Source organism: Delftia sp. WSY_10 (assembly GCF_043104705.1).
In the GTDB taxonomy this organism is placed as follows: domain Bacteria; phylum Pseudomonadota; class Gammaproteobacteria; order Burkholderiales; family Burkholderiaceae_C; genus Comamonas; species Comamonas tsuruhatensis.
The window spans coordinates 209362-232419 of record NZ_JBICKY010000015.1 but is presented as its reverse complement, the minus strand read 5'-3'; the positions used below and the strand labels follow the sequence as shown (position 1 = coordinate 232419).

21 protein-coding genes and 1 pseudogene are annotated in these 23058 nt (G+C 66.6%); 8 read left to right on the top strand and 14 right to left on the bottom strand.

Annotated features, from left to right (window positions below):
- Positions 1-309 precede the first annotated feature (309 nt).
- The 6 genes from ACF8ML_RS07415 to ACF8ML_RS07390 all read left to right on the top strand — a co-directional run bounded on the left by ACF8ML_RS07415 (position 310) and on the right by ACF8ML_RS07390 (position 7799).
- Positions 310-822 (top strand): GspH/FimT family pseudopilin, encoded by a 513-nt coding sequence (locus ACF8ML_RS07415; protein WP_133072676.1) that lies wholly within the window; start codon positions 310-312, stop codon positions 820-822.
- Between the two features lie 23 nt (positions 823-845).
- Complete coding sequence (gene pilV / locus ACF8ML_RS07410) at positions 846-1367, top strand: type IV pilus modification protein PilV (protein WP_392406823.1); 522 nt, start codon at positions 846-848, stop codon at positions 1365-1367.
- Positions 1368-1395: 28 nt separating this feature from the next.
- Positions 1396-2190, top strand: coding sequence for a prepilin-type N-terminal cleavage/methylation domain-containing protein (locus tag ACF8ML_RS07405; protein ID WP_017404957.1), 795 nt, complete (start codon positions 1396-1398; stop codon positions 2188-2190).
- Complete coding sequence (locus ACF8ML_RS07400) at positions 2187-2780, top strand: PilX N-terminal domain-containing pilus assembly protein (protein ID WP_392406820.1); 594 nt, start codon at positions 2187-2189, stop codon at positions 2778-2780. The genes ACF8ML_RS07405 and ACF8ML_RS07400 overlap by 4 nt, the downstream gene beginning before the upstream one ends.
- Before the next feature lie 115 nt (positions 2781-2895).
- Positions 2896-7305, top strand: a complete 4410-nt coding sequence (locus ACF8ML_RS07395; protein WP_392406817.1) for a pilus assembly protein — start codon at positions 2896-2898, stop codon at positions 7303-7305.
- 80 nt (positions 7306-7385) lie between these two features.
- Entirely contained in the window at positions 7386-7799 is a 414-nt protein-coding gene (locus ACF8ML_RS07390; RefSeq protein ID WP_213757905.1) for a type IV pilin protein, read from the top strand.
- Positions 7800-7819: 20 nt separating this feature from the next.
- Here the strand turns inward: ACF8ML_RS07390 and ACF8ML_RS07385 are convergent, their stop codons facing one another.
- The 4 genes from ACF8ML_RS07385 to ACF8ML_RS07370 all read right to left on the bottom strand — a co-directional run bounded on the left by ACF8ML_RS07385 (position 7820) and on the right by ACF8ML_RS07370 (position 10974).
- Complete coding sequence (locus tag ACF8ML_RS07385; RefSeq protein ID WP_392406814.1) at positions 7820-8158, bottom strand: hypothetical protein; 339 nt, start codon at positions 8156-8158, stop codon at positions 7820-7822.
- Between the two features lie 486 nt (positions 8159-8644).
- Positions 8645-9334 (bottom strand): hydrolase, encoded by a 690-nt coding sequence (locus ACF8ML_RS07380; protein ID WP_216293569.1) that lies wholly within the window; start codon positions 9332-9334, stop codon positions 8645-8647.
- 10 nt (positions 9335-9344) lie between these two features.
- Complete coding sequence (gene ycaC, locus ACF8ML_RS07375) at positions 9345-9971, bottom strand: isochorismate family cysteine hydrolase YcaC (protein ID WP_034392043.1); 627 nt, start codon at positions 9969-9971, stop codon at positions 9345-9347.
- A gap of 139 nt (positions 9972-10110) precedes the next feature.
- On the bottom strand, positions 10111-10974 hold the full coding sequence (locus tag ACF8ML_RS07370) for a pirin family protein (RefSeq protein WP_392406810.1): 864 nt from the start codon (positions 10972-10974) through the stop codon (positions 10111-10113).
- Positions 10975-11105: 131 nt separating this feature from the next.
- Here ACF8ML_RS07370 and ACF8ML_RS07365 point away from each other — a divergent pair, with 131 nt between their 5' ends.
- Positions 11106-12008 carry a LysR family transcriptional regulator gene (locus tag ACF8ML_RS07365; protein WP_016445413.1) on the top strand — a complete coding sequence of 301 codons (903 nt, stop codon included), beginning with the start codon at positions 11106-11108 and terminating at the stop codon, positions 12006-12008.
- 85 nt (positions 12009-12093) lie between these two features.
- On the opposite strand, the gene ACF8ML_RS07360 is transcribed toward ACF8ML_RS07365, so the two are convergent.
- The 10 genes from ACF8ML_RS07360 to ACF8ML_RS07315 all read right to left on the bottom strand — a co-directional run bounded on the left by ACF8ML_RS07360 (position 12094) and on the right by ACF8ML_RS07315 (position 22338).
- Positions 12094-12594: a copper chaperone PCu(A)C gene (locus ACF8ML_RS07360; protein WP_013803112.1), complete on the bottom strand. Its 501-nt coding sequence runs from the start codon at positions 12592-12594 to the stop codon at positions 12094-12096.
- Positions 12591-13829, bottom strand: a complete 1239-nt coding sequence (locus ACF8ML_RS07355; RefSeq protein WP_392406807.1) for a hypothetical protein — start codon at positions 13827-13829, stop codon at positions 12591-12593. The genes ACF8ML_RS07360 and ACF8ML_RS07355 overlap by 4 nt, the downstream gene beginning before the upstream one ends.
- Before the next feature lies 1 nt (position 13830).
- Positions 13831-15030: an MbnH family di-heme enzyme gene (locus tag ACF8ML_RS07350; protein ID WP_392406805.1), complete on the bottom strand. Its 1200-nt coding sequence runs from the start codon at positions 15028-15030 to the stop codon at positions 13831-13833.
- Positions 15030-15986 (bottom strand): MbnP family copper-binding protein, encoded by a 957-nt coding sequence (locus tag ACF8ML_RS07345; RefSeq protein ID WP_392406802.1) that lies wholly within the window; start codon positions 15984-15986, stop codon positions 15030-15032. Before ACF8ML_RS07345 ends, ACF8ML_RS07350 begins: the two co-directional genes overlap by 1 nt.
- Before the next feature lie 149 nt (positions 15987-16135).
- Positions 16136-16621, bottom strand: coding sequence for a DUF2946 family protein (locus ACF8ML_RS07340; RefSeq protein ID WP_343739972.1), 486 nt, complete (start codon positions 16619-16621; stop codon positions 16136-16138).
- Between the two features lie 10 nt (positions 16622-16631).
- Positions 16632-17099, bottom strand: a complete 468-nt coding sequence (locus ACF8ML_RS07335; RefSeq protein WP_013803107.1) for a copper chaperone PCu(A)C — start codon at positions 17097-17099, stop codon at positions 16632-16634.
- 99 nt (positions 17100-17198) lie between these two features.
- Positions 17199-19259, bottom strand: a complete 2061-nt coding sequence (locus ACF8ML_RS07330; protein WP_392406800.1) for a TonB-dependent receptor — start codon at positions 19257-19259, stop codon at positions 17199-17201.
- Positions 19260-19301: 42 nt separating this feature from the next.
- Positions 19302-19793, bottom strand: coding sequence for a copper uptake system-associated protein (locus ACF8ML_RS07325; RefSeq protein WP_047327172.1), 492 nt, complete (start codon positions 19791-19793; stop codon positions 19302-19304).
- A 34-nt stretch (positions 19794-19827) separates the two neighbouring features.
- Entirely contained in the window at positions 19828-21666 is a 1839-nt protein-coding gene (locus ACF8ML_RS07320; RefSeq protein ID WP_392406796.1) for a TonB-dependent receptor, read from the bottom strand.
- A gap of 312 nt (positions 21667-21978) precedes the next feature.
- Positions 21979-22338, bottom strand: a complete 360-nt coding sequence (locus ACF8ML_RS07315; protein ID WP_088165237.1) for a DUF2946 domain-containing protein — start codon at positions 22336-22338, stop codon at positions 21979-21981.
- 203 nt (positions 22339-22541) lie between these two features.
- Here ACF8ML_RS07315 and ACF8ML_RS07310 point away from each other — a divergent pair.
- Positions 22542-22865: pseudogene (locus tag ACF8ML_RS07310) on the top strand (DUF2946 domain-containing protein); the annotation flags it as partial.
- Positions 22866-23058: the final 193 nt, after the last annotated feature.

The window sequence follows — 23058 nt, the reverse complement described above, 5'->3', positions numbered from 1 at the left end:
CGTGGATTTTCAGGCGCTTGATGCGAGGCCTGCCTGACTTCGCGATCTGCCGTACCGCCACCGTGGCCATGCCCGTTGCGCGGGCCGTTCCGCCGAGCTTGCGTGCACGGACGGCGGGCCGGGCTTGCTGGATGGGGTGTTGCGCTTTGCGCAGGTTTTTATAAGACAAGTCCTATATTTGTCCCATAACCTGTGTCAATAGGTTTTCCAAATTGCCTTTGCATTACGATTGCAAACATCAATCAAGAGCAATGGCGTAGGGCTTGCAGGCCTGTCGCATGGTTCCCCGGCAACGAGAAGCACGCTTGCATGAAAAACCCCGGTCACACGCGCAACGGCTGTCCAGGCGGCACATGGCAATGGCCCCGTGGCTTCACCCTCATCGAGATGATGGTGGTGGTGGCGCTGGTCGCGATTCTGGCCGCTCTGGCCGCTCCTTCCTTCATCGCTCAAATAGCCAACCAGCGCGTCAGCTCGGCTGCGCTCGAGTTGCAGTCGTTGCTGCAGCTGGCTCGCTCCGAAGCGGTCTACAAACGGGTGGAAAGCAGCTTCGTGGGCGCGGGGCAGACATGGTCCGCCAAGTCGGGCGGGCAACTGGTGCGCGAGGCCCGGGTGCCTGATGCCGTGACCGTCTCGCCCTCCGGTGATTCTTCCCAGGGTGTCCTGTTCGAAACCACGGGGACCGCCAGGCAGTTCTCCGGCGCCAGCACGCTGTACACGCTGACCGTCACGGCTCGCCATGCCACGCGCATGCAATGCCTGAGAGTGACTCGCGCCGGGCTTGTGCGCCAGCAGCGGCTGCCTGCCGGCGGCAGTTGCTGATGCGCGTGCAACGGGTCTGCCACATGTCCATTCCTTTTCCTTCTCGCAGGCAACGCGGCGCAGGCCTTATCGAGGTACTCGTCGCCGTGCTGCTGGTGGCCGTGGGGCTGCTGGGCGCCGTGCGCGTCCATGTGCGTGCCATTGAATACACCGTGGATACCGAGCGTCGCCAGATGGCATCCATGCTGGCTTCCGAACTGCTGGAGACCCTGCGGGGGGACACGGCCACGGTCCTGGACGCGAAGGGCGCGCCCGTGGCGGAACTGGGCGGCTACCAGAAGCTGGAGGGTGCCGCGATGCCCGCGGCACCCGTGGCCTGCCAGCCTTTGCCGCAGCCGCGGGCGCAGCGCCTGGCCTGCTGGGGCGAGCGGGCCCGCAAGCTGGTGCCCGATCTCACCGAGGACCGCATCGACAGCTCCTTCGCCGTGAGCGCCGATGCCGACGGCCTGGTGTCCGTGACGGTGGCCTGGCCGGTCAAGAAAGGCCAATGTCTGGATGGAAGCGACAATGAATTTTGCACATTCACGCTGCGGTCGCGGCTTTGAGCGCGGGCCGGGCGCACGGGCGTGCCGCATGCGCATGCCGTCCCAGGCGGGCCTGTCCCTGGTGGAGATTCTGGTGGCGCTGGCCATCGGCCTGTTCCTCGTGCTGATTGCCACCACCATCTACATGCAGGGGCTGTCGAGCTTCGGTTTTCGCGTGGGGCAGAGCGAGAACCTCGGCAACAGCCGGCTGGCGCTGGCCGTGCTGGACTCCGAGTTCTCCAAGGCAGGCTACAGGAGAGACCCTTCGCAGGCGATGTTCGACGCATTTCCTGCCGATTCCTCGCCCCATCCCAACGGCTGCCAGTTCGCCCAGGGACAGGCGCTCTACGCGGCTGACGCGCAGACCATCTGCCTTCGCTTCCAGCCCCGGGACGCTGCGGAAACCGACTGTGCGGGCACGCCGGCGAACCTGGGGGCCGCGGGCCCCTATGACGCTCCGGCGCCGGCGACCGGCATGTTCGCGGAGAAATACACCGTCGAAAGTGGTGTGCTGGTCTGCCGGGCCGCGCAGGAGGTTGTGCCGCTCGCCGATGGCGTGCGGGCGGTGCATTTCGAGTTCGGCATCGATCGGCAGACAGCGCCCGGCGCGATACGCAGGGTCGATGCCTTCACGGCCACGTTGCCCGGGACGCAGGAAGCCATCCGTTCCCTGCGCCTTGCCCTCTTGCTGGAAAGCTCCGGCAAGGTGACGCAGGGCATGACCTCCACCGTCTGCGAGCGTTGGGCGCAACTGGGCGGCGCCCGGGCCCGATGCGATGCGAATGCCGGCTCCCTGCTGCAACTGGCCACCGGCACGCTCACCCTGAGGAATCTGATGCCATGACCGCGCTGATCGGAGCCCGGCGCCGCCCCTGCATGTCCTGTGTCCTGCACGGGCGCCAGCGCGGCAATGCCTTGCTGGTGTCCATGATCATGCTGCTGCTGGTGTTGCTGCTGGCGGTGGTCGGCATGCGCGTGGCCACGCTGGAGGCACGCATCGCCGCCAACATGGTGGATAGCCAGCGGCTGTATGAAACCGCGGATGGCACGCTGCGAGAAGGTGAGCGCAAGCTGCTGGAGCATGCCGTCGCACTCAAGCCTTGCAATGGCGCCGGCACTCCGGTGGCCGAGAGCAGCGGCATTCCCTGCTCGGTATCCGATGTGCGTACGGACTCCATCGGGCTCGGTACGGATTTCCGGACGACCAAGGCCAAGGCGGTCGGGTTTCAGCAGCCCGATGGGTACTGGTATCCCCGATACATCACGACCGCCTGTCCCAAGTCGGGTAGTGCGACGTCCGCGCTGGATGCACCCGCCACCGGTTGCACGGACTTCTATGAGGTCAATGCCCAGGCCACGGAAAAGTCGCAGGCCCAGGCCTGCGGAGCGCATGCGCTGTGCCTGCGGTCCAGCGTCAACATGTTCATAAAGTAAGCAGGGGGAGGGAGCTTCAATGGCTCGCATTGCAAGTTGGAAGACCAGGCATGGCCCGAGGGGGCGCCAGGGCCGGGCACGCGCTTGGCCGGCCCTGGCGCTATGGACGTGCGCATTGGCACTGGCCAGTACGCCGGCGCATGCCCAGGGGCGCGCGGACACCGTGCTGTCCCAGATGCCGCTGTTCGTGAACCAGGCGCTGGCGCCCTTGAACATGCTGGTGATGGGGCGTGACCACAAGCTGTACTACGAGGCCTACAACGATGCCTCCGACCTCAACGGCGACGGTGTGATCGATGTCGGGTACAAGCCGGACCAGATCGACTACTACGGCTACTTCAACAACAACGTCTGCTACAGCTATTCCAAGGGTGTTTTCGTGCCCTCGCAGGCAGCGACCGGAAGCAACAGGAAAAAGTGCTCGAACCACTGGAGCGGCGACTTCCTGAACTATCTGGGCACATCGCGCATGGACGCCATACGCCGCGTGCTCTATGGCGGCATGCGTGCGGAGGACACGGCTTCGCGCACCGTTTTGCAGACCGCCTACATTCCCAGGGATGCGCACAGCTGGGGCAAGGCCTATGACCCTGCGCGGGATGCCAAGGTCTACAGCATTTCGGACTATGCGCCGCTGCGCCCGCCGGCGGTCGGCACGCGCCATCTGTTTGCCGTCACCACGCTGGGGGAGGCCGCTGGCGTCATCACCCAGTTGCGCGTGCTCAATGACTCCTCGTTCCAGATCTGGGACTGGGTGTCCCAGGAGGGCTTTGCAGGGCAGAGCAACTGTGCAGGCGGCAATTCGTGCGCGCGGGCCAGCAGCAGGATCACCGACTACAACCTGCTTGTGGAGGCCTGCTCCAGCAGCAATGTCCAGTTGCTCGAGGCCAGCTGCAAGGCCTATCCCAACGGTGGCAAGACCATCTACAAGCCCACGGGGCTGCTGCACGACTTCGGGGAGAACGGGAAGATGTACTTCGGCCTGCTCACAGGCTCGTACGAGAAAAACATCGCCGGCGGCGTGCTGCGTCGCAATATCGGCAATTTCGCAGAGGAAGTCGACCCTCAGACGGGCCAGTTCAAGACGGGTGTCAATGGCGTGGTCGCCAACATAGACCGCCAGCGGCTGATCGGCTACACCGGCGGCAAATACGTGGAATGCGGCTGGATCACGTCCGGCCCCATCAGTTCGCTGGACAAGCCTTCGAAGTGCGCCATGTGGGGCAATCCCATCAGCGAGATGATGTTCGAGACCATGCGCTATTTCAGCGGCGCGTCCCAGGCCCTCGGCATCTATGACTACGCCGGCGGCTCCTCCAAGGATGCGTCCCTGGGCCTGTCCAAGCCCGCCTGGGAAACGCCCTACAGGGCCAAGGCCGAAGGCGGGGGCGGCTACCAGTACTGCTCCCGTCCCGTCATGACGGTGCTCAGCGACATCAATCCCTCCTACGACGGCAAGCTGCCCGGCAGCCGCTACGCGAGCGTCGGCGCCAGCGCCCTCAATGGCTTCAATGTCTCTGACGAGGTGGCGGCCATCGGCTCGGCCGAGCGCATAGACGGGAAGAACTTCTTCATCGGCCAGTCAACGTCGGCCAATGCCGACCAGGCTCCTTCGGTCAAGACCATTGCAGACCTGTCATGGGCGCGCGGCCTGTCTCCCGAGGAGCCCAGCAAGGAAGGCACCTACTATGCCGCAGGCGTGGCCCGTTTCGGCGCCAGGAATGCCATCTTCGGCAACAGCCAGGGCAAGAATGCGCTGAGGACCTACTCCGTGGCCATTGCGTCACCGCTGCCGGAAATACGCTTTCCGATCGGCGGCAAGCGCTTTGTGACCATTGCACCGTTTGCCAAGACCGTCTCCGGCAGTGCCGGTGGCAGCACCGTGAACAATGCGGTCTTCACGCCGACCAACCAGATCGTCGACTACTACGTGGTCAACATTGCCAACACGGGCAAGGCGGACATCGATGCCTCGGTCAATGGCGGGCGGCCCTATGCGGAGTTCCGCATCAACTACGAGGACGTGGAGCAGGGCGCCGACCATGACATGGACGCCATCGCGCGCTACACGATCGCGCTGCAGGCCGATGGCAAGGTGAAGATCGACATGGTGTCCGAGTACGCCGCTGGCGGCCTGGGGCAGCACATGGGCTATGTGATCTCGGGCACCACCAAGGACGGCATGTACCTGGAGGTGCGTGACAAGGACACCGCCTCGGCCTACTACGCCTACAACACGCCCCCCAATCGCGATCCGGGCTACTGCCGGGGCAGCATCTCGGCCCAGCAGCGCACGGAATGCTCGAACCTGGGGCTCACGGCCACCCGCAGCTTCACTCCCGGCAATGCGACCGACGCGGGCAGCTTCCTGAAGGGACCGCTGTGGTATGCCGCCAAGTACGGCGTGCCGGACCGCGACCCCTCCAAGATCACGGGAGATCCGGACAACTATTTTCTGGTGACCAATGCCGGCACGCTCAAGGACCAATTGACCAAGGCGTTCAACGACATCCTGCAGAACATCAGTTCCGTGACGGCGGTCAGCGTGGACATGCCCACGGCGACACTGGGCGAAGGCGCCGACCTGTATCGGACCACGTTCGAGGTCCAGTACTGGAGCGGCGATGTCATCCGCGAGAAGCTCACCACCAGCGACAGAACGCTGGTGTGGAGCGCGGCGGAACTCCTGTCGGAGCGGTCCGCCGATGACCGCAAGATCTACTACCCCAGCAGGACCGGCAGTGCCGTGTCGCTGAGTCCTTTCACGTACTCCAGTCTCAGCGGGCAGCGCGCCGATGCGTCCTGGCTGGCCGTGCTCAACACGGACCCGGCCACGAACTCCGCCGATGGCCAGGCAAAAAAGCGCATCGAGTTCCTGCGTGGCGAGGTGCGCGATGACTTGCGCGTGCGCAAGCCCCTGGCCAGCGGAAAGCCCAATGTGCTGGGCGACATCGTCAATTCCTCGCTGGTGCGGGTCAAGGGCGGCCTGTACCGCGCCTCCGCCGCGGACAAGCTGGAGGGCAGTGCCACCTATGCCGCCTTTGCCGCGAAACAGGCTGCCAAGGAGATGCTGTATGTGGGCGCCAACGACGGCATGCTGCACGCCTTCGACGCGGCATCTGGCAAGGAGGAGTTCGCCTTCATTCCATCGGGGGTGAAGAATTCGCTCAATGTCCTGACGTCCCGGTATGGCGCGGGCGGCGCTCCCCACCGCTACTTCGTGGACGGGACGCCCGTGGTCTCCGATGTCTACTTCGGCAACGCCTGGCACAGGGTGCTGGTCGGCAGCCTGGGCGCGGGCGGGCGGCAGGTCTTCGCGCTGGACGTCACGGACCCCACCTCCCCCCGGTTGCTGTGGGAGTTCGGCGTTGAACAGGACGAACGCATGGGTTACTCGATGCCCACACCCGTCGTGGCGCGGCTCAACGACGCCGGCCGGTCCAAGGGCAGGTGGGTGGTATTCCTGTCCAATGGCTACCAGGCGTCGAACAGCGCCTCCGGCGAGTCCAGCCTGTTTGTGCTGGATGTCTCCAGTGGCGAGGTCATCCGGCGCTTTGATTTCGCGGCAGGCATGACGGCCGCAGAGCTGAGCGCGCTGCCTGCGCCGAAGAACGGCCTGTCGCGCGCCGCCGTGGTGGACAACAACGGCGATGGCAAGGTGGACGTGGCCTATGCCGGTGATCTTGCGGGCAATGTATGGCGCGTGGACCTGGCCAGCGGTGCCAGCGGCTCATGGAATGCGCAACTGTTCTTTGTGGCACGCGAGTCCGAACGCAGCGGCGGCAAGCGGCTGTCCATCACCACCGCACCCTACGTGGTGCGGCACTCCAGCGGCAAGGGCGATGTGGTGGCCTTCGGCACGGGCCGCTTCATGACGGATGACGACAAGCTGGACATGCGCCGGCAATCGGTGTTCGGTGTCTGGGATCGCTACGGCACACCCGCCACGACTGCGCCGCAGCCGCTGCCTACCGCCGGCAAGGGGCGCGGGGATCTGCAGGCCCAGCAGTTCACCCAGGTGAGCGGCTTCCCGGGCAAGTTCGCCCTGTCGGCCAACCCGGTCACCTGGTACAAGGACGCCACCAGCACCGCCGACTCCAATGTGCACAGCTGGGGCTGGTACGTCGATCTGCCGCGCGACGGCGAAAGACTGGTCTACGACATGAGCCTGTACGGGCGGGGACTGGTGTTCACCTCCATCCGGCCGCCGCTGGGCGACCCCTGCTCCGCGGGTCTGGCCAGCACGATCTACGCCATCGATCCCGACACCGGGGGCAAGACCGACTATGTCGCCTTCGATGTGAACGGCGACGGCATCTTCAACGCCTCCGACAACCTGGCAGGCCAGCAGGTCAACGGCCGCGAGGTGGGGCCGGGCAGGCCCACCATCAGCGGCGCGAAGATCTTCGACTCCAGCGGAAAGCCAAGCGGGGCGGGAGACCCGGTCAAGACCGGGGGCGACGATATCAACAGCGGAGTGGACCGGGGGCGACAGAGCTGGCGCCGCCAGCCCGCGAACCCGTGACCGCCATCCCATCCACTACACAAAGGGGCCTGCCGGCCCCGGCCGTCTGGCTGGCCCTGCGGGCCCCCGAGGAGAAATGCGTGCGCAGCAAGCTACATGGATTCACGCTGATCGAGCTGATGATCACGGTGGCGGTGGTCGCCATTCTTTCGGCGATCGCCTACCCCTCCTACCAGGAATACGTGCTGCGATCGCGGCGCGTGGAAGCGCAGAGCCTGCTGGGGGAGGCCGCCGCCCGGCAGGAGCGCTGGCGGGCGCAGAACGGCGGCTACACAAGCTCCGTCGCCAACCTCAGACTGCCCTGGGGGGACAAGTCCGAGAACGGCCACTACACCCTGACGATGGCCACGACCGCCAATGACGGCGGCTACACGCTCAAGGCCACGCGCACCGGCCGCCAGGCATCGGACAGGCGCTGCGGCGACTACACCCTGAACGCCCTGGGCGTGAAGGGCATCTCGCCCCTGGGAACGGTGGAGGACTGCTGGCGCTGAGCGCCACCGGGGCCGGGGCCTCAGTCCTGCGCCTCATCCACAAATTCCACCATGGCCGCCGACACCTCGAACTGCTGCTGCACAAAGCCCAGCATGCGGTAGTAGTTGCTGTCGGTGCGGCCGTAGGCAAGCGCCCCCAGCCGGATGGCGGCCGCCGCCATGTTCCAGTGCTGGGCGAAGGCCTCGCGCTCCATGGGCCCCCCTGCGCGCAGGCGCCTGATGTGCTCCAGCGCCAGTTCCACGGCCAGCTCCACATCGGCATCGGTGCCGTCGTCGTCGTAGTTGGCGTTGTCGTGTTCGCCTGCCACGCGCACCAGGAATTCCAGGGATCGCTGCATGAAGGCCAGCGCGGTCCGCATGGTGCAGTGGGTCCTGCGATGCCTGCGGCAAGCCTTGGCGCTTCCCGCTTGGCGAGTGGTGAGGGAAGGGGGCGGACGGGAGGAGGGTGAAGATGCGGTCATGGTTCTTGCTCCGGGCTCATTGAGCACCACACGCTGCCTTACGAAGGGCGACGGGTGGACGAGATGTTCGTAACACGTCCGGAGCCGTGCGGCCATCCTCGCGGGTAGGCCCATCTCGCCCGAAACCATGCAGGCTGGCGCGCACGGGCGCACCAGCCTCTTAAATTTGGGCATGACAAAACCCCGCTTGAAGGTGGGGGCTGCAACCTCTCCAGATAGGTGTTACGACACACCGGGCCTTTCGGCTTGGCGACAAGTGTAATGACTTCTGCCCCTGGCCTGGGAGACGCCGCAAGCCTGCAGTCCGGCTGACAAACTTGCGGGGTGCCGGCGCGCCATCCTGCCCTGGGCAAGCGGCCTCGTACCCGTGCCGTGCTACCGCAGTCAGGTGCGTTGCGAATCCAGCTGCTCACCGTTCCTGGCCACTTCCTGCGCCTTGGAGTAGCTTTCGATCAGCAACTGGTAAGGCGGGAAGACTGCGCTGTAGGCCTGCGCCCACTGCAGCGCGTCCTCACGGTTCCAGGTCTTTTGCACCTCCGAGCACACCGCCGCCGTGTCCATCGGCACGACACCAGCCTGCACGATGCGCGCCAGCGTGATTTCCTGCGCCATTTTCGAGTAGGTCCCCGAGGCGTCGATCACCGCGAAGACCTGGTAGCCCTCGTGCACCGCGGCGATGCTGGGAAAGGCCATGCAGACGCTGGTGATTGTCCCCGCGATGATGAGCTGCCTGCGCCCAGTGGCCTTGACGGCAGCGACGAACTCCGGGTTGTCCCAGGCGTTGATCTCGCCCTTGCGCGCAACGTACCGGGCATGCGGGGCGTACTGGTGGATCTCGGGGATCAAGGGGCCGTTCGGACCCTGCGGCACCGATGCGGTGGTGATGACCGGGATCTTCGCCAGTGTCGCTACCTTGGCGAGTGTGGTGGCATTGGCACGCACCTCGGTGAAGGGCATGTCCTTGATGGTCTGGAACAGGCCGCTTTGATGGTCGATCAGCAGCATCGCCACATTGTCGGGATCGATGACCGGGCGGGTGCCGTTGAAGTTGGCGATGGTTTGGGGTGTGCTCACGGTCTTCTCCTCAATTGCCCTGGGTGAGCATGGTGTGGCTCGTGATCAGGTTGCGGTAGTCGGGGATGTGGTTGGAAAACAGAGTGCCCAGCCCCTGCACGTCGTTGCGCCAGTCGCGGTGCAGTTCGCAGGCAGCGCCGAACCAGCTCATCAGTTGCACGCCGGCCTGCGACATGCGATTCCACGCCGCATCGCGTGTGATGGGGTTGAAGGTGCCGGAGGCGTCAGTGATCACGAAGACGTCGAAGCCTTCCTCGATGGCCGACAGTGCGGGAAAGGCCACGCACACCTCGGTCACCACGCCGGCGATGATGAGTTGCTTCTTGCCTGTGGCCTTCACGGCCTTGACGAAATCCTCGTTGTCCCAGGCGTTGATGTTGCCGGGCCGGGCGATGTAGGGCGCCTGGGGAAACTGGCTCTTGAGCTCCGGCACCAGCGGGCCGTTGGGGCCGTTCTCGAAGCTGGTCGTCAGGATGGTGGGCAGCTTGAAATAGCTGGCGATGTCGGCCAGCGCCAGCACGTTGTTCTTGAACTTGTCCGGGTCGATGTCGCGTACAAGGGATAGCAGGCCGGTCTGGTGGTCTACCAGCAGCACGGCGGCGTTGTCCTTGTCCAGGCGGACGTAGGGCTTGGTCATGGTGAATCTCCTTGGGGTTGCAAAGTGCCCGGGATGGGCGGTTCAGGCGCAGCCGTGCACGACCGGGGCAGCAGGCCCCGGCTGAACAAAGCCGCGTCGGGGGAAACATGCAGGACTCCCGGCGGGAGCCCTGCGGCGCTCAGTGCGCCATCTGGCCGAAGCGTCCGCTGTTGAAGTCGGTCATGGCCTGACGGATCTCGGCCTCGCTGTTCATCACGAACGGGCCATAGCCCACCACCGGCTCATCGATGGGCTCGCCGGACAGCCACAGCACGGTGGCGTCGCTGCTGCCCTCGATCTCCACGCCGCTGCCGGCGCGCTCCAGGTGCACCAGTTGTCCTTCCCGCGCGATGGCGCCGTTGACCAGCACCGAGCCGTGGAGCACCACCAGGGCCAGCGTGTGACCGTCCTTCGCGTCGAACCGGCCCACGCCGCCATGGCGGATGCGGATGTCCCACACGTCCATCGCCGTGAAGGTCTGCGCCGGGCCGAGGTGGCCGCCGAACTCGCCGGCAATCACCCGCACACGGCCCGCGCCTTCCGCCAGGTCCGCCCAGGGAATCTGCGCATCCAGCAGCGTCTGGTAGCCCGGCGCGGTCATTTTGTCCTTGGCGGGCAAGTTGACCCAAAGCTGCACCATCTCGATGGTTCCGCCGCGTTCGGTGAAGGCGCGCGAGTGGAATTCCTCGTGCAGGATGCCGCCGCCAGCGGTCATCCACTGCACGTCGCCGGGGCCGATCAGGCCGCCGGCGCCGGTGGAGTCGCGGTGCTCCAGCTCGCCCTGGTAGACGATGGTCACGGTCTCGAAACCACGGTGCGGGTGCTGGCCGACGCCGCGCGGCCGGTCGGTCGGCCCAAAGGGCGTCGGCGCCGCGTGGTCAAGCAGCAGGAACGGGCTCAGGTGCTTGCCCAGCCCGTCGTAGCCGAACAGCGAGCGCACCGGAAAACCGTCGCCTACCCAGTGCATGCGGGGGGCGCTGTAGACACCGAGGATTTTCTTCATGCTGATCTCCTTGTGTCGCCGAGACAAAGGTCTTGGCTGACGGATAGAGAATAGGATTTGAACGATGAACGCGGTAGTCGTTAATATTTGCCATCAGAGTCCTATCTGAGGAACGATGAAGGCGGTGTGCAATGAAAGACCTGAACGACCTCTACTACTACGTGCAGGTGGTGGACCACGGCGGCTTTGCGCCCGCGGGCCGCGCGCTGGGGATGCCCAAATCCAAGCTGAGCCGGCGCATCGCGCAGCTTGAGGAGCGTCTCGGCACGCGCCTGATCCAGCGCTCCACGCGGCGATTTGCCGTCACCGAGACCGGCCAGACCTACTACGGCCACTGCAAGGCGATGCTGGTGGAGGCCGACGCCGCCGACGAGGCCATCGCGCTGACCCACGCCGAGCCGCGCGGCATCGTGCGCATGACCTGCCCGGTGGCGCTGCTCGATGCGCGCATCGCCGACATGCTGGCGGCCTTCATGGCCGCGTATCCGCGCGTGGAGATCCACCTCGAGGAAACCAACCGCCGCGTCGACGTGGTGGGCGAGGGAATCGACGTTGCCATCCGCGTGCGCCCGCCGCCGCTGGAGGACAGCGACCTGGTGATGCGCATGCTCGCCGAGCGCGGGCAATGCCTGGTGGCCTGCCCGCAGCTGCTGACAGGCGGCATCCCCCAGGTGCCCGCCGATCTGGCAGGCCTGCCGAGCATGGACCTGGGCTTGCCGCAGCACGAGCATGTGTGGCACCTGATCGGCCCGGACGGCACGCAGGCGGCCATCCGCCACCGGCCGCGCCTGGTCACGCGCGGCATGCTGGCGCTGCGCGCGGCGGCCTTGGCGGGGGTGGGCGTGGTGCAACTGCCCTCGATGATGGTGCGCGAGCAGATCGCGCGCGGTGAACTGGTCCACGTCATCCCGGGCTGGGCGCCACGGCGCGAGATCATCCATGCGGTGTTCGCCTCGCGGCGCGGGCTGCTGCCGGCCGTGCGGGCGCTGCTGGATTTCCTGGCAGAGCGGTTTGAGGCGCTGGACGAAGACTGAGCTGCCGGCAAGCCCCGTGGTGGCGGTTGCAGCAGCTCATGGCTGCATCTCGCCTTGTGGGGCGCGGCTCCTGCCGCATGTCCGTTCAATGCGGGTGTTGGTGTCCGGATGGCATGCGCTTGGGTTGCTGCACCCAGACCTTGACCTTGTACTCGCCAGCCTTTTCGAACTGCAGCGTCAGATCGAAGCGATCACCCTCGCGCAGGGGCTGCGTGAGTCCGATCAGCATGAGGTGGTGTGACTGGCCATGGCGCAACTGCACCTCCTGGCCTGCGGGCAGTTCGATGAAGGGCACTTCGCGCATGCGCATGATGTCGCCCTCCATCTTCATCTCATGCAGTTCCACGCGTGCGGCCGCTGGCGTGCTGGCCCCGATGAGCCGGTCGGCGTTCTTTCCCTTGTTCCTGATCCCCCGCAAATACGCCGCCCCGTTGCTGGAGCCGGCGATGGAGGGCGTGGCGTAGGGGTGGTCTATGACCAGGTCTCCCGCCCGGAAGTCATGGGCCCGTGCCGTCAGCGGCAGTGTCAGGGCACAGCCCGTGCCCAGCAGCATTCCAAGCGCCTGGCGGCGAAGCATTGTGGTCATTTCCAGTTCCTTTCCAACAGGGCATCGGGGGTCCAGATCAGCCGCAGGCCTGCCACCGTATGGCCTTTGCCGGCAATGTGCTCGCGCCCGGCTTCAAGCGCGATCAGAACGCTTTTGACGGGGCGCCAGCCGGCCATGGCCGTGAAGCGGCGTGATGGGTTGTTGGGCAGCAGGTTGGCGTCCGTGGCCACCAGCAGGGCGCCCGGCCCGCTGACGCGATTGGTGCTTCTGAGCCATTCCTGGCGGGCGCCGAATTCCCAGCGCGCGCGCGGCTGCCAGAGCACTTCCAGCCAGCCGCCCAGCGTGCGGCCCTGGTAGCGGGTGTCGCCGTTCTGGGAATAGAGGTTTCCGCTTTCGCGCCGCCAGATGCCTGCTGCGGTGAGCTGGACGCCGGGCAACGGCGTGGTCCAGGTAGCGCTGGCCCCGGCCAGGTCCACGGTGCCGTCGAAGCAGGTGATGTCGCGCAGGCTGGCATTGCACTGTGGCGCCGTGTGGATGTGGCCGCTGTTGGAGCGCTGTACATAGGCGCCGCGCCCCTTGGGCTGCATCCGGCTGTAGAAGGCGTCAGCCTGCACCGATGTCCAGGCGGCGCTGGCATGCACGACGGGCGCCCAGGCGGCGTTGTCGCTGCCGGGAAAGCGCCGGGCGCGCCAAAGCCCCAGGTCAATGCCCTGCAGCCAGGACATGGCGCCTTGCAGGTGGGGACGCCAGGCGGCGTTGACGCCATCCTCGATCCAGTCGCCGTTGAAGGCCGCCCGCTTGGCCAGCGGCATCTGGCCGTAGCGGTCGAAGTGCCCGGCACGCGTGAGCACCTGCCCCATGGGCACGCGGTTGCGGCCTGCGCCCAGGGTCAGCTCGGCGTCTGAGCCGCTGCGCGCCTCCATCCAGGCGGCCTCCACATGGGCTGGGTCGCTGTCGTGCCAGCCCATCACGATGTTGGCCCCCAGTTGGGGAGATACGCGCAGGCCGGCGCCCAGGGTGCCATGCTCCAGCCGCCAGCCGCGCTGGTCGTCAGGCGTGTCGCCCAGGCCCAGCGTGCCGGCCAGCTTGGGTGCCGGCAAGGTGGAGTCGCCATGGAGATAGGCGGCCACCGCCGCCATGTCGATGCGCAGGCCGTTGGTCTGCGGTATGCCGTCATCCAGGGTGTGCGCGGCGGCGCTGCCTGCCGACAAGGCGATGGCGATGGCGATGGCTGCCGCCAGCGGTGTGCGTTGCGCGAGGAAGCTGCGTTGCATGCTATTGGCCTGTCTGCTGTGCAAAGGGATCGGCGAGCCTGGGGTTGGTGAGCAGCTCATGGTCCGTGAGGGTTTTGAGAAAGGCCAGCAGGTCGGCGCGGTCGTCGGCCGTCAGGGCGATCTGGTTGATGAAGTCGTTCTTGTTGGGGTTGGCGCGCCCGTCGCCGGCATGCGGGCCGGAGGTGATGTTGCGGCCCCCGGCTGCATAGAACTGCAGCACTTCCTCCAGCGTCGCGATGCTGCCGTCATGCATGTAGGGGCCGGTGACTTCCACATTGCGCAGGCTGGGCGCGCGGAACTTGCCCATGTCCTTGAAGAGCTGGGTCAGTTCGTAGACGCCCCGGTTGGGCTCGGGGAAGGCGCCGGTGCCGCCGATGTTGTAGAGGCCCGTGTTGTGGAACGGGGTCTCGACGATGCGGCTGCCCGCGTGCACGATCTGGTCGTTGAAGTTGAAGCTGCTGTGGCAGTGGAAGCATTCGGCCTTTTCGCCGAAGAACAGGTTCATGCCGCGCTGCTCGGCCGGGTTCAGTGCCGTGCTGCCCTTGAGGTACTGGTCATATTTGCTGTTGCCCGAAAGAATGGTGCGCTGGAATGCCGAGATGGCGTGGATCACATTGCCCCAGGTGATGGGCGCTGCCTGGCCCGGGTAGGCCCTGGCGAAGCGCGGGCCGTAGCCGGTGTCGGCAGCCAGCCGCGCGAGGATTTCCTCCTTGTTGTTGTCGTTGACGCCCATCTCCACCGGGTCCGTGCCGAACAGCGGCGTCTCCATCTGCTTTTCAAGCGTGACCAGCGAGGGGTTGGCCCAGGTCAGCGTGGCGTTGTAGACCACGTTGGCCAGGCTCTGGGCGTTGCGCGGATGTGCGTGCCCTGTGGAGCCCAGTGAGGTCGTCAGGCCATCGGTGAAGGCCTTGGACTGTATGTGGCAGCTCGCGCAGGCCTGCGTGCCGTTGCCCGAAAGGCGCCTGTCATAGAACAGAAAGCGGCCGAGCTCGGCCTTCTCTGTCGTCATGGGATTGGTGTCGGGCACCTTGGGGGTGGGGAAAAAGGAGGGCAGCGCCCAGGACCAGCCCGTGCTGCTGCCGGAGTCATCGTGGACGGCGGTGTCGCCGCCCCCGCAGCCCGCCAGGGCGATGGCCCCGGCAAGGCCGCACAGGGCGGCGGTCCATGCCGCCACCCGCCGAAGCGAATGGGGCTTGTGCATTACTTGGCCTCGGTACGGAACACGGTCTGGCCGCTGCCTTCATTGATGGAGCGGCCCGTGGTCAGATCGATCTTGAGCGCGCTGAAGATGGGCACGCATTCCGGATCGGTGGCCCCGGACATGCAGCCGGCGGCGCCGCCCAGGTCTTCCTTGACGTTCGAGCCCTGCAGCAGCTGCGCAATGTCCAGCACCACCTTCTGGGTGCCGGCATTGAAATCGCCGAACCCGAAATCCATGCGGTCCGCACGCGCGCAGCTGACCGTCTCGCCGGTCACGGGGTTGCCCGTGCAGCCGGTGGAGCCCAGGTGGACGTAGAAGGTCTTGCCGGGGGCGGCCGGCGCGGGGCGGGCCACGCCGCCCACGGGGTTGACCTCGATCTGGGCGAACTTGCGGCCGGCCTGCCACGACCAGGCCAGGGCCTGCACATCGAGCGGCTTGGGTGCGACGGCATAGTCGGTGTGGTTGACCGAGGAGGGCACGCCCACGGTCATCCTGATGCCCTTGTACGTGCCTGCGGGCACCGTGCCCCGGACCTGCGTGTTCTGCGCCTGCGTGCCTGCGTCGGCGCATGCGCCGGTGCCGTCCTCCAGGTCGATCAGCGTCACTTCCTTGGTCTGCCAGTCGTTGACGTCCAGGGTGACGGCCACGGCCTCGCCCTTGTCATTGATCAGCGAGACGCCGCTGACGTAAAAGCGCAGGTCATGCAGGTCCACCGTGGCCTGGCTGGTTCCCACGCCGGCGATGGGCGTGCCGCATTTGGCGGGCAGGTTGCCGGCCTTGGCGGCGAACTCGATGGCCACGGCCTGGGGGCCCGTGGGCGTTGTGGGCGTGGTGGGCGTGGTGGGCTGGCCGTTGTCACCGCCTCCGCCGCCACCGCAGGCGGCCAGCAGCAGCGGCAGCGCGGTGGCGATCAGGGCGAGGGGAAAGCGGGAGTTGTCAAAGTAAGTGTTACGCATGGGGAAACGGTTTCTTGGTGCCTGCGCTGGGGCCATGGCGGCGCGCAGGCGTGGGTAACCCTGCAGGCTGCGACACGGGTCGCGGCTTGGCATGGGAGAGGAATTCGGGAATGGGCGACGGCATGCCGCCCGTGCGGCCCTTTCGGGCTTCAGGGAAGGGGAGGCGCCCTGGGGGGAGTGCTCAGCACCACGCGCAGCACGGTATCCCGCGGGCGCAGGGCCTGGGGCGGCAGCGGGGTGGGAGGCGGCGGCGCGGCAAAGCGCAGGTCCGCGCGGGACACATCAGGAGGGGCATCGCCCACGACCCGGCACAGCGGGCAATGCGCCTGGCCGGCTGCCGTGGTCTGCTCCTTGGCTTCAGGCTCCCCCGCAGCAGACACCGGTTGCGCCTGCTGCAGGCCCAGGGGTGTGCAGACTTCCATGGCCAGCCGCGCCAGCGGGTCGCCACTGACTTGGCCCGATGCCAGCACCATCGCCAGGGCAGGGTGCACAAAGGCGAACAGCAGCGCCGCAGCCATCCAGGCGGCAAAGCGCCGTCCCTGGTCGCGCCGCTGTCGTGCGCCCGGCAACGCCCACGGCCAGGCGGGTGGCCCGAAGGCCACCCAGCGCTTGATGCGGAAGCTGCTGCAGCGCATGGGCCCTGTGTCAGTGCTTGTGATCGTGGCCCGAGGGCGCCGCCTTGGTGGCCAGCGGGCGTACGGGCGCCTGCACCTGCACGGATTCACGCTTGCCGTCCTTGCCTTCGATGATGAGGGTCAGCGGCACGGTCTGGCCTTCCTGCACCTGCTGCTTGAGGTCCAGCAGCATCACGTGGTAGCCCCCGGGCTTGAGTTCCACGGTCTTGCCTGCCGGCAGCGCGATGGACGGCACCTGGCGCATCTTCATCACGTTGTCCTGCATGGCCATCTCATGGACTTCGACGACCGGCGTCAGGGGCGAAGTCGCTGCGACGAGCTTGCTGTCCTGGGCGGCCTGCAGTTTCAGGAACGCGCCGGTGGCCTTTTGCTGCGGCACGGTGGCGCGCACCCAGGCATCACTGACGCTGACCTGGGCATTGGCGAATCCGCTGATCATGGCGGCGGCGAGGGCAAGCAAACGGACGTGGCGTTTCATGGGTTTCTCCTTCGTTGGCAAAAATGTCGTGTGTGTCGGGTGCGTGCCTGGTGCGTGACTGGTACGCGACTGGTGCGGTGGACGGCTGGAAGGTGTCCATCAGAAGCGCAGGTTCATGCTGGCATAGACGCCGCGCCCGTCGGCGGGCGAGTAGCCCGAGGAGCCGCTGTCATACCAGGCGTAGACGTACTTGCGGTTGGTGACGTTCTTGACCTGCAGGCCCAGGTCCATGGTGTCCGAGAGCCGGTAGCTGGCACCCAGGTTCAGCACGGCGAACTTGCCTGCGCGGCCCTGGGTATTGGTGCGCTCCAGGTAGTAGTCGCCCTGGGCATTGCCCCAGGCCGACAGCTTCAGCCGGTCCGTGGCCTGCCAGTCCACGCCGGCCGAGACCAGGTAGTGCGGCACGTTCTCGATTTCCTTGCCCAGGGTGGCGGGTGCGCTGGGGTCGGGCGCGGTGATGCGCGCCAACTGGTGGGAGTAGGCGATCCAGGCGGTGGTACGGGCATGGGGCTTCATGTTGAGCTGTATGTCGTAGCCCTTGCGCAGCGTCTTGCCCACGTTGCCCAGGCCGCCCGGGTCGGGCAGGCCGTCCACGCCCAGCACCCGGGCCACCTCGCCCGAGGCGCGCTGCTCCCAGTAGGCCACGCGGCCGTTGAGCCAGGGCAGGGGAGAGAACTTGACGCCCGCTTCCCAGCCATCATTGATGGAGGGCCTGAGGTTGCGATCCTGCGTGCGGTAGGCGTCGATGCCCGAGCCGATCTGGAAGGTCCGGCCCCAGTTCGCGTAGACGCTGGCCTGCTGGCTCAGGGTGTAGGCGATGCTGATCTTGGGCTGCTTGATCAGGCCGTAGTCATGCACGGGCGCGCGCGTGCCGGCCAGGCGGTCGATGAAGTGGCCATCCACGTCGTCAATGCGCAGCGCCGGGATGATCCGCAGGGCTTCGATGGGGCGGATCACGGCCTGCACATAGGCGCCCTGCGTATGGAGGTCGAAGTCCCAGTCGCGGAACTGCGAGGTCCGCACGCGCTCCGTGGTGCGGTAGCGCTGGCCCAGGTTGCTTTGCCGCTGGGCGTCCAGACCGCCTTCGAGCGTGAATTCATGCGCCCAGGCCACCTTGGGGCGCCAGGTCAGGGTGGTGATGGCGCCTTGCTGCTGCTCGTCGTTGTAGCGTTCCTGCTGCGATCCCGCTGCCGAGAAGCGTACCCAGCGCTGGTTCTCGTACTGGTTGGCGTAGACCTTGGCGGACAGCGACAGCTCGGGCGTCAGTTCGCCATCCAGGTGGGCGCTGAGCTGGCCGGTTTCCCGCTCGCCACGGTCGGCCGCCGCGTAGGCCGGGGAGCTGCGCGGCGCCTTGATGGCTTCTTCGTAGCTGAGGTAGCCCGACTCCAGCGCCTTGTTGCGGTAGTAGCGCGCGATCACGCCGGTGCGCCAGCGGCCATCGTCCGAGGTGTAGAACCATTTGCCGGACAGGGACAGCTTGCGGGCATCGGCATGGTCCCGGTAGCCGTCCGAATCGCGCCAGGCCAGGAAATAGTTCTGGCTCCAGTTGCCGCTCTCGATGCCCTTGGACACCTGCAACTCCTGGGTCCCGAAGCTGCCCACGGTCACGCTGGCACGGCCCTCGTTGCCGCCCGTGCGGGTGACCACGTTGGCATTGCCGGCGATGTTGTTGAGGCCGTAGCGCGCGTCGTTGGTGCCGCGCACGATCTCGATGGCCTCGATGTCCAGCGGGAAGACTGCGTCCAGAAAGGGCATGCCCCCGGCGTTGTCATTGCTGGGGATGCCATCGATCAGCAGCTTGACAGCATTGATGCGGCCTTCGCCGTTGAAGCCCCGGAAGGAGAAGCGCCCGGCATCTGTGCCCTGCTTGAACTGCGTGACCTGCACGCCGGGCGCCTTGGACAGCAGCTCCCAGCTGTAGTCCACATGCTCGTTCTCGAGGATGTCCGCGCCCACGATGTCCACGGAGCTGAACACGCTGCGCGTGGACAGCGGGCCGGAGGCCTTGGAGGTGATGCTGATGGTGCCCAGCGTCAGGGCGGAGTCGTCCTGGCTCAACGGTTGGGGGGCGGCCAGGCCCTGGGCATGTGCCGCCGAGGCCAGTGCCAGGGTGATGGACAGGGCCAGGGGGCTGCGCGAGAAGGAGAGGGAGACAGACATCGCGTGAGGCGGACGGTGGATGGTGTGGAGGAGGCGATCGGCTCAATGGGCCGGATGTGCGGATGGGGGATGCTGGCCCTGCGCGTCCATATGGACCATGCCGTCGAACAGGGACAGCAGGGCGCGGCGCGGGGCGGGCATGGCGGACTCGGCCTGCACGACCTTGCTGGCCAGGCTGCGCGCGGCCGATGCAGACAGGCCAGCCATTGCCAGCATCTTGGGGTCCTTGAGTCCATCGCCGCCACAGACGGCCACCAGCCATTGGCCCTGCGCGTCGCGCCGCAGCAGGGCCCGGCCACCGCGATCGCCTTGTATCCATCCGGCGACCGCATGGCCGCCTTCGATGGAAATGGGCGCTACCTCCAGCCTGGCCTCGGGCTTGTCCCAGGTGGCCATCATGACGCTGCGGATGGCCGCCGCATCAGCCGATCCGGCCGTGGCGGGGGGCGTCGCGCCCGAGGCCGCCGCCATGGCGGGCAGGCCCAGGACCAGGGCCATCGACAGGGCGATGCTGCTCAAAGAAAGATGTCTCATGCGTGCTCCTTGTGCGGGCTGTGCGGGCGGGGGATCAGAAGCTGGCCGCCACGCCGATCTGTGCCGAGCGGCCGGGCATGGGGTAGCCGGGGCGATAGGCGTAGTTGCGGTCGAACAGGTTCTCCACGGCCAGGAAAACCTCTCCCTTGCTGCCCAGGGCAGGCACCGGATAGGCCACTCGCAGGTTGGCCACGGCAAAGCCGGCCACGCGCTCGGTGTTGGCGGCATCGGCGCCCCGCGCGCGGCTCAGCGCCCAGACTGCCGACTGGTACTGCGCATCGAAGGCGACCCGCACCGGGCCGGCCTTGCCATTGACGCCCAGCGTCAGCGCGCGGCGCGGGCTGTAGGGCAGGTTGTCCATGCTGGGGTCCAGCAGCGTCAGGCCGGCAAAGCCCGACCAGCCGCCGCCCAGCGCCTGGCGCAGCGACAGCTCCATGCCGCGCATGGTGTAGCCGCCCAGGTTGATGAACTGCGGCGGGGGCGGGACATTGGGCGGAAAGCCGAAGACATAGCGGTTCTTGACCTTGTCGTGGAAGATGCTGGCGTCAAGCTGTGTGGCCTGCGACAGCGTCCACTTGAAGCCCAGTTCGGCATGGTCCATCTCCTCGGCGGACAGCTGCTGCCACGTGGAGCCCAGGGCCGGAATCAGCGATGCCAGCAGCGGCGTCTCCAGCCCGGGGTAGTTGATGCCGCGCGACAGGTTGGCGTAGACGGTGAACTGCTCCGAGGCCAGCGACAGACCCGCATGGGGGGCCGCCTTGGAGCTGAACTGGCTGTGGTCGTACATGCGCAGGCCGGCGGAGGGCACCAGGCTCCATGTCGCCGACAGCGGGATCTCCTGGCTGAGTCCCGCATAGGGGGAGGTGATCCTGAAGGTGGGCGCCTGGAAAAATCCCTGGGGCGCTGGTGCGACGCGGTTGAAAGCGGCATCGCCCGAAATGCGGTCATGGTCCAGGCCGGCAGTGACGGTGGCCCCCTTCCAGGGCGAGAACTGTTCCTTCCAGCGCAGGCCGCTCATGCGGAACTTGTTGATGCTGTCGCCGTCCGGCGCGGGCTGGTCCAGCCAGTCGCCCCGGCCATGGTTGCTGTACAGCTTGAGCTCGCCCCGCCAGTCACCATGCACGTGGGACACGGAGCTGCTGAACATGCTCGCCTTGGTGTTGTACTGGGGGGCCAGCGCCGCAGCGGCAAGCCGTGCGTCGCCAGGGTCCCTGGCCTTGTTGTCCACCTGCAGGAAGCTGGCCGCCACCGACCAGTTCGCATCCAGCCTGTAGCCAATGCGCCCCATGAGGTTGCTGAGCCGGCCATCCGCATTGGCGCGGTGGCCGTCGGAGCGTGCAAAGCCCTGGGCCAGGCTCCAATCCAGGTTGCCGCTTCTGCCCAGCAGACTGGCCTGTTCGGTGAGGGTGCCGTAGGAGCCCGCCGAGATCCTGGCATCCCCGTGCACGCCGTCCTCGGTGGCGCGGCGCGTGAGCAAGTCGATGGAGGCGAAGTTGTTGCCATTGACCTGGGGCTGCGGGCTCTTGTAGACCGTGATGGACTGTATGCCGTTGACGGGCAGCAGGTCCAGCAGGGGATGGCTCCACAGTCCCATGTAGAACGGCACGCCGTCCACATAGGTCTTGATCTCGCTGCCGGGTCGGCTCACACCCATGCCGCGGATATAGACGGCGCCGCCCTGATCGCCGCCAAAGGCACCCACGGGGTTGTAGCGCGAGATCTGGACACCGGGCGTGCGGCGCAGGGCCGAGGCCAGGTCCACCGCGTTCTGGTCGCGCAATTGGTCCTGGGTGATCACGGCCGAGTTGGAGGAAAACGCATCCAGCTCCATCTCTTCCACCACGGGGCGGGCATTGACGGTGACGGGGGCCATCTGAGGCTCCTGGGCATGCGCGCCGGCAGCCAGTGTGAGAAGCGCCGAGGCGATGGAGGACCTGTGGAAAACGGCCGGAATGCAGGTGAAGCGTTGGGCAAGCATGGGTGTGCACGCAGTCCGTCTGAACTGCGCAAATCATTGTTGGACGATCCAGGGCAGGCCGTTGCCCGTGCGCCGCACCGCCGGCCTGGTCACAGGCGGGCGCATTGGGGGCTTGGGGCAGGCCAGGAAATGACCTCGCAACTGGCGTGGCGCAATGCCTTGCCATGGTGTCGCGGCCAAGGCAGCCGCGCTATCGATGCGAGGGAATCAGGCCTGTGCGGGAGGCCCGCGGGGTGGAAGCGGCGCGCCGACCAGGGCTGCGATATGGGCCGCTGCAAACGGATGCAGGGCTGCCGCCAGAGGATGGGGTTGTGCCACCGCCAGGCTGACGGGAGGCAGAGGCAATGCAGGGGCCAGGCACATCGAGCAATCGAGCGTGTGCTGACCTGGCGCCTGGGCCTGGCCCTCGTCGTCAAGAACCACCATGGTGATGGCTCCGCCGCTGGAGCAGATGAGCTCCATGGTCTTGGGGTTCACGAAGGGCGAAGCGCCCGCAACACCCAGCGTCAGCAGGAACCACGCCAGGGCGAGGCGCTTCCAGAATGACGATGTGCGAAGGGTGTGCATAGCCCGCGATTATGGCGGCGATATCGGACCGACAGCAACCTTCTTGCGCAATGGCGGATGCAGATCCGGCCCGGTTGATCTTGGTCAAGGCGCTGCCGCCGCTTGAAGGCGGCGGATGGCAAGGCAGTTTTGCAGGGAACTCACAACAGCTTGCCAGGCAGCTGCCTCGCTCAACAGGCGATGGCCCCCCATAATGCGTACGCATGCAAACCTTGCGCAACTGCCTGATGCTGCCCCGCCTTGCTTTGGCGTGGTTCATGCTGGCATTGGCGATGGCCGTGGCGTCGCCCATCGTGCACCCGCGCTCCCTGGAAGTGGTTTGCACGGGCAATGGCAGCATGCAGGTCGTCGTGCTGGATGACGAAGGACAGGCGAGTGCCGGCACGCACCACTCGCTCGACTGCCCTTTGTGCCTGGTGGTCACGCCTCCCTTGTTTCACCCTTCGCCGGAGTTTGAACAGCCGCAGCCGTTGGGATTGGCGGTGCAGCCCGTGGAGTCGGCGCGCATTGCCGCGCTGGTGGGGGCCAAGGACTGCTTTGTCCGCGTGGCGCTGGATATGCCCGAGCCGCTGGCCAGCACGCTGGCGCAGAAGGACGTGCTGGACCAGAAGATGGACTGCGACCAGGACATCAGCCGCCTGCGCCGCCAACTGGACGTGATGCACGAGCTGTCCGCGATCCTGGGCGAGCGCATCGCCGCTTTCTGAGCCAGCAAGGTCC